The sequence below is a fragment of the Dolichospermum sp. LEGE 00246 genome, from assembly GCF_015207865.1.
Lineage (GTDB): Bacteria > Cyanobacteriota > Cyanobacteriia > Cyanobacteriales > Nostocaceae > Dolichospermum > Dolichospermum heterosporum.
Window position 1 is genome coordinate 22,392 of sequence record NZ_JADEWA010000014.1, and the last position, 6,545, is coordinate 28,936.

At 38.6% G+C, this 6,545-nt stretch carries 4 protein-coding genes; 3 read left to right on the plus strand and 1 reads right to left on the minus strand.

The window, feature by feature from the left end; all coding sequences use genetic code 11:
* Positions 1 to 439 precede the first annotated feature (439 nt).
* The 3 genes from IQ228_RS01970 to tilS all read left to right on the plus strand — a co-directional run bounded on the left by IQ228_RS01970 (position 440) and on the right by tilS (position 4,038).
* Positions 440 to 1,657 carry an ABC exporter membrane fusion protein gene (locus IQ228_RS01970; protein ID WP_193962053.1) on the plus strand — a complete coding sequence of 406 codons (1,218 nt, stop codon included), beginning with the start codon at positions 440 to 442 and terminating at the stop codon, positions 1,655 to 1,657.
* Between the two features lie 50 nt (positions 1,658 to 1,707).
* Positions 1,708 to 2,883 (plus strand): ABC transporter permease DevC, encoded by a 1,176-nt coding sequence (gene devC, locus IQ228_RS01975; protein WP_193962054.1) that lies wholly within the window; start codon positions 1,708 to 1,710, stop codon positions 2,881 to 2,883.
* A 180-nt stretch (positions 2,884 to 3,063) separates the two neighbouring features.
* Complete coding sequence (gene tilS, locus IQ228_RS01980; protein WP_027404666.1) at positions 3,064 to 4,038, plus strand: tRNA lysidine(34) synthetase TilS; 975 nt, start codon at positions 3,064 to 3,066, stop codon at positions 4,036 to 4,038.
* 292 nt (positions 4,039 to 4,330) lie between these two features.
* On the opposite strand, the gene hmpF is transcribed toward tilS, so the two are convergent.
* Complete coding sequence (hmpF, locus tag IQ228_RS01985; protein WP_193962055.1) at positions 4,331 to 6,085, minus strand: pilus motility taxis protein HmpF; 1,755 nt, start codon at positions 6,083 to 6,085, stop codon at positions 4,331 to 4,333.
* Positions 6,086 to 6,545 lie beyond the last annotated feature (460 nt).

A 6,545-nucleotide genomic window follows, 5' to 3' on the forward strand; every position in this document is an offset into this window, starting at 1 on the left:
TGATTGGTTTAGGAATTTTAAAATGTTCAATTAATTTTGTACACGTATATCAGTAATTGGACAAAAATATTTACAGTCATTGCGAGGGAAGGGAAGCAATCACAACCATTGGAATTGCTTCATTTCACTTCGTTCCATATGGCTAACGCCACGCTACGCTAACGCAATGACATTGTGTAATTAATTCTGTCTCACTACATATACTAATTTTACGAAAACTGTCATCTGTTAACCATCTGACTTTCTATTCTGGGATATTATCTCTAAATGTTCGTTTCTGTCAAAGATTTAGAATTGATTTGTCATTTATAATCCAATAAATTGACTAAATTACCTCGTTGAGTATAGGAACTACATTTTAAGATTTTCTAGGATTTCGTTTTCTACCAGATATTTTTCATTAACTAATTTTGAAACAGCACTGAAAAGGTATGCAGTTGTGCAAAACCACAAGCTAAAAGGTTCATTATCTTCTCAGTTTACCCTCCGATTAGCGATAGCGAAGCGCTCCGCAGGAATCGCTATTGCCATGCTGGCATCTTTATCTATGGCTAGTATTAGTGTTTTTATTGTCCTCAAATTTCGGGATATAGATAATCAAAAACCAGCCAATCCTGTGGTAGCCGTACCAGAGATAAAAACCGTCACAGCACTGGGTAGAATTGAACCAGAAGGGGAAGTGATTAAATTATCAGCAGCGATATCTGGAGAAGGAAGTCGAGTTGAGAAGATATTAGTCAAAGAGGGGGATATGGTAAAAACAGGACAGGTAATTGCTATTTTAGATAATAGCGATCGCTTACAGGCAGAATTAACTGAAGCCAAAGCAGAAGTAAACATAATTAAAGCTAAAATTGCCCAAATTCAAGCAGGTGCTAAACCTGGAGAAATTACCGCCCAAAAAGCCATCATTGACAGATTAGCAGCCGAAAGTCAAGGTGATATTGATACTCAAAAAGCAACTTTAGAAAAATTGCAATCTGAATTACTCAATGCTGAAGCCGAAAATCACCGTTATCAAGAATTATATACAGCAGGGGCAATTTCCGCATCTCAAAGAGATAGTAAAAACTTGAATGTGGAAACTGCTAAAAAAAGTCTTCAAGCCGCACAGTCACAGTTAAAAAAGCTACAATTAAGTAGTCAACAAAAAATCAAAGAAGCTTCCGCAACCCTAAATCAAATTTCTGAAGTTAGGAAGGTAGATGTACAAGCAGCAATAGCCGAATTAAATCGAGCAGATGCAGTAGTAAAAAAAGCCACTATCAATCTTCAAAAAGCCTATGTCAAATCTCCTCAAAATGGACAAGTATTTGAAATCTACACTCACCCAGGAGAATTAATTTCTAATAATGGCATTGCTGACATTGGTAAAACCAGTCAGATGTATGTAGTTGCTGAAGTTTACGAAAGTGATATTACAAAAATTATTCAAGGAAAACAGGCGCGGATAGTTAGCGATACTTTTTCTCAAGAATTACAAGGAAAAGTAGAACAAATCGGCTTACAAGTAAGAAAGCAAAACCTCACCAATATAGATCCTTCCAGCAATATTGATAACAGAATAATAAAAGTCCACATCCGACTAAACAAAGCCTCTAGTCACCAAGCAGCTAAATTTACCAATATGCAAGTTAAGGCAATTATTAGTCTTTAGTCTTTAGTCAGTTGTCAGTTGTCAGTTGTTAGTTGTCAATTATCATTTCTATGATTAGTATTTTTCAAAAATTGTGCCGACGAACTCCTTTGGGTTGGTTACAACTTACCCATGAAAAAAGCCGTTTATTGGTAGCAGTATCTGGTATTGCCTTTGCCGATGTTCTTATGTTTATGCAGTCAGGGTTTCAAACTGCTTTATATGATAGTAATACTAGATTACATCGGAGTTTACAAGCTGATATTATTCTCATTAGTCCCCAAGCCCGTAGCTTACAAAGTATGTCTATTTTTTCTCGTAGACGACTTTATCAAGCAATGGATGTACCAGGGGTAAAATCGGCTGAAGCTATGTATTGTAACCATATTATTTGGAAAAATCCCCAAACACGATTAGAAACAGGAGTATTAATTATTGGCATCAATCCAGATCAACCAGCTTTTGATTTACCAGAAATTAATCAACAATTACAAAAAATTAAATTACCAAATACAGTCTTATTTGATCGGGCAGCCAGAGGAGAATATCAACAAGCAATTAAGCAAATTCAACAAGGTAAAACTGTCACAACTGAAATTAATGGTAATACAATTACTATTGGTGGCTTATTTAAACTTGGTGCTTCTTTTGCGGCAGATGGTAGCTTAATTACCAGTGCCAATAACTTTTCCCAAATCTTTGCCAGACAGCCTACAAGTAGCGTGAATATCGGTTTAGTTAAAATCAAACCAGGTTATAAAACCGATCAAGTTATTGCCCAATTAAAAGCTTATTTAAAAGATGATGTCAAGGTTCTTACTCATCAAGAATTTATTGAATTTGAAAATAATTTTTGGAGTAGTAATTCTCCCATTGGGTTTATTTTCAACCTCGGTGTATCAATGGGATTTGTCGTAGGAATAATTATTGTTTACCAAGTTCTTTCCACCGATGTTAATGCCCACTTACGAGAATATGCAACTTTCAAAGCCATAGGATATCGTCATAATTATTTATTAACTATAGTTTTTGAAGAAGCTTTAATTTTAGCCGCTTTGGGATTTTTTCCAGGGGTAGCCGTATCTTTAGGACTTTACCAACTAACCCGAACAGCAACAAATTTGCCCATGTATATGACAATAATTCGTGGTATACAAGTCCTACTTTTAACTATAATTATGTGTGCTATTTCTGGGGCGATCGCTACTAGCAAACTCCAATCTGCTGATCCTGCGGATATGTTTTAATTCGATTTAAATAAAACAACATCTTTGAGTTGTATTATTCTATCCCAGTTACGTAATTGCGACAATTTACTATGTCTTAAGAGTCATAAAGAATAATTGATGTTAAATTACTGTAGAATAGTTGCAAAATCACAGGTTCGATAGAACTAAATTTCAGGTGATGAAATATTAAAAACTCTCATGACATGGACTCCCCTCCACGCCCAAATACATCGTACTATCCACACCCGTAATCTGTTTTCACGCAACAACAGGCTATTAGTTGCAGTATCCGGTGGACAAGATTCTTTATGTTTAATTAAATTACTATTAGACTTACAACCCAAATGGGAATGGAACATAGCCATAGCCCATTGTGATCATTGTTGGCGCGAAGACTCCCAAGCCAATGCCCGCCACGTCGCCAATTTAGCAAAAACTTGGCACACACCCTTCTATTTAGAAACAGCTAATCAACCCGTCAAAAGTGAAGCCACAGCCAGAAATTGGCGATATCAAGCCTTAACAAAAATTGCCCAATGTTATAACTATCAATATATTATTACCGGACATACTGCCAGCGATCGCGCCGAAACCTTACTATACAATTTAATTCGTGGTACTGGCACAGACGGTTTGCAAGCATTAACTTGGCAACGCCCACTCACCGAAAATATTATCCTAATCCGTCCACTCCTAGAAATCACCCGTTCCCAAACAGAACAGTTCTGCCAAAAATTTCATCTGCCAATATGGGAAGACTCCACCAATCAAAACCTCAAGCATCCCCGTAACCGCATTCGTCAACAACTAATTCCATATCTCAGAGAAAATTTCAATCCCCAAGTAGAAGCAAACCTAGCCCAAACAGCAGAACTACTTCAAGCAGACGTAGAATTTCTCGAACAAACAGCCCTTCAGTGGCGGCTAGAAGCCTCAGCAGATGGTGATCAAGACAATTTACAAATAAACAGGCGAATATTACAAAAAGCACCCCTAGCAGTCCAACGTCGAGTCATGCGTCAGATCCTCCAAGAAATACTTCCCCATGCACCCAACTTTGAACACATTGACAAACTCACAGCCCTAATCACAGCCCCCAATCGCTCCCAAACAGATCCTTTCCCCGGTGGTTTGACAGCCATAGTCCAAGGTGACTGGATTACCCTCAATTAATCATCATAAGTAATTGGACAAAAATATTTACAGTCATTGCGAGCGAAGGGAAGCAATCACAACCCTTGGAATTGCTTGATTTCACTTCGTTCCATATGGCTAACGCCACGCTGCGCTAACGCAATGACATTGTGTAATTAATTCTGTCTCACTACTTACTATACAAACAAAGTCCATCCAGGTGGACTAACAAAAAATTAAGCTGTTCCAACCCACGAAGGTGGGTTTTGCCCGTGTAGCCGCGACTTCCAGTCGCCAAGACAAGTAATAAATTAGACTTTTCAAACACCCTCTAAGAAACCAACACCTCTGGTAGATTTATAAAACTCTCAATCACCTGACGCAGATCAAAAACAACCTGAAGCTGAGAATCACCAAATGCTTGCACTTGAGTTAAAGATTCACAAATCTTTTTTAACTGCTCCTGTAACCTATCAAGCTCATCCTGAATAGGTTGCAAAGCTTCCTGATAAAGATTCACTCTCCCCCAACATTCAGCAGTTGCAGTCCGTAAGTTCAGTAATTGCTCCTGAATAGAATCAACTTCCTGACGCTTTACTTCTACCTCCTGAGTTTGATGATCAATAGCCCCTTGATCTGCTGCAATAGTAGCAAGCATCAAAGCTATATCACTTTCTAGCTTCTCAATTTCCGCAGATTTTCGCTGTTTCTCGGCTGCAAATTGGGAAACCAGTAATTCTAAATCACTAGATTCCCCCTTAATCTCCACCGAAATCCCTTGTCTTTGCCACAATACCACTTGATTCCGCTGGAGAGTTTTTTGTTGTCCAATCAAATTGCGTCTTTGTCCCACCAAACTCTCGTTCAGCATCTGATAAAGATCCTGTTCATCCGCTAATTCTAACTCTAAATTTACTAGTTCTTCCCCAGTGGCATGAACAATTTTTTGTTGAAGTTCTTCTATAAGTTCTTGCTTGTATTCAAGCTCCTGCTCCTGTTCCTGCACAAAATTAGAATCCCTATCTAACTTCTCCTGCCAATCTTGCACCATTTTCTCCAATTCTTTCAGAGGCATTTGTTGCAAAGCCGTCACATCAACTTCCGGTTTAGCTACCTCAGCAACAGTCTTAGTCGCCAAAAGATGCAGCTTTTGGTAAAATTCCTCCTCAGTTTCTAAATACTGTTTGAGTATGGAAGTTAATTCCTGTTTACTATTAACTATTGTTATTTGTGATTGTAACTGGGTGATTTCTTGTGCTAGAGAACCCTGTGCCTGTTGCAATTCATTTTGGCGATCGCCCAAAGTTTGCACCAGTTCCTCTCCCTCACTTTGCTGCTGATTAGCCGTATGACGTTGGATATCCAACTTTTGCCAATGCAAGTTCAAAACATCCTGCTGCTTATTGGCAAATTCAAAAGCGCAATTAAGACTTTCCTTTACTATATTAATAGGAGCAGATGTAACAGATAAACGATTAAGCAAATCACTTAGCTTTTGACCACGCTCATTATCTACAGATTGAGACTGCTGAAGATTTAATCTGATCTCCTCTAAACAGCGTTGCTCAACGCGCAGATGTTCCCAAGCACCTTCTAAATCCTGGCGATTACGTTCAACTTCTGCCTGTAACCGCTCAATTTCCGTCCGAGACGTATTAATCAAGTGTTGCTGCGTATCTATCCGCTTAGAGTCATCCTCCAGTTTTTGTACCTCGTCCCACCGGGATTCCATTTCTATTTCCCGACGATTCAGTTCCTGAATTTGTAGCTTCAGCGACTGTTTCCACTGGTCAATTTCCTCCTCCTTAAATTTAAACTTTTCCACCTGTCGGGAAAAATTTTGCAAAATATTCACCAATGGACGACTAGCATCTTGAATCCGCTGTACTTGACGATTTGGACTCAAATCCACCAGTACCAATGCACCATCATTCAATTTACTTGCTTCATCAGTAACAATCATTTCGTCCGGGACTGGACTCCAATTTTGATCAGCACGTTGACAAGCGATCAATTTTAGTTCGCTTTTGCCACCGCCACTAAGTAAGCCACCTTTCTGTTTTTGTACTTCTGCTAAATACAGCACACCGTCAATCCTTTTGATGTACTTTGTGTCCGTGTTCTAGGATATACCGTAGATGATTCTGTCAACTTGGTTTTGTTCAACATTAGTCTAGCAGCACAAGGAAGATAAAACTATTTTCTTAGATGTCATATATATTAATACCTGCTGATACTTAATTAAAATTATTCTTATTAACCCCCCGATTATAAGTAGGTTAGCATTGAATATCGTCGTTATGGCAAAGCAAGAGGCAAAAGGGTTTGGGCGATTTTACTTTTCTTTACACAGATTGGTTTTATTGTGTTCACCTACTTATATTCTCAACCAATAGTCTGAGAGGTTGTTTGAAAAGTATTAGATGAAACCGATAATCTCCAGAAACCTAACCCCCCTTCCCTACCTAACTCTCTCCTCAGAGGCTATCACACACAAGTTAGATTACCCCCCTCAATCCCCCCAAAGCATCGGGGAGGGTTAGGGT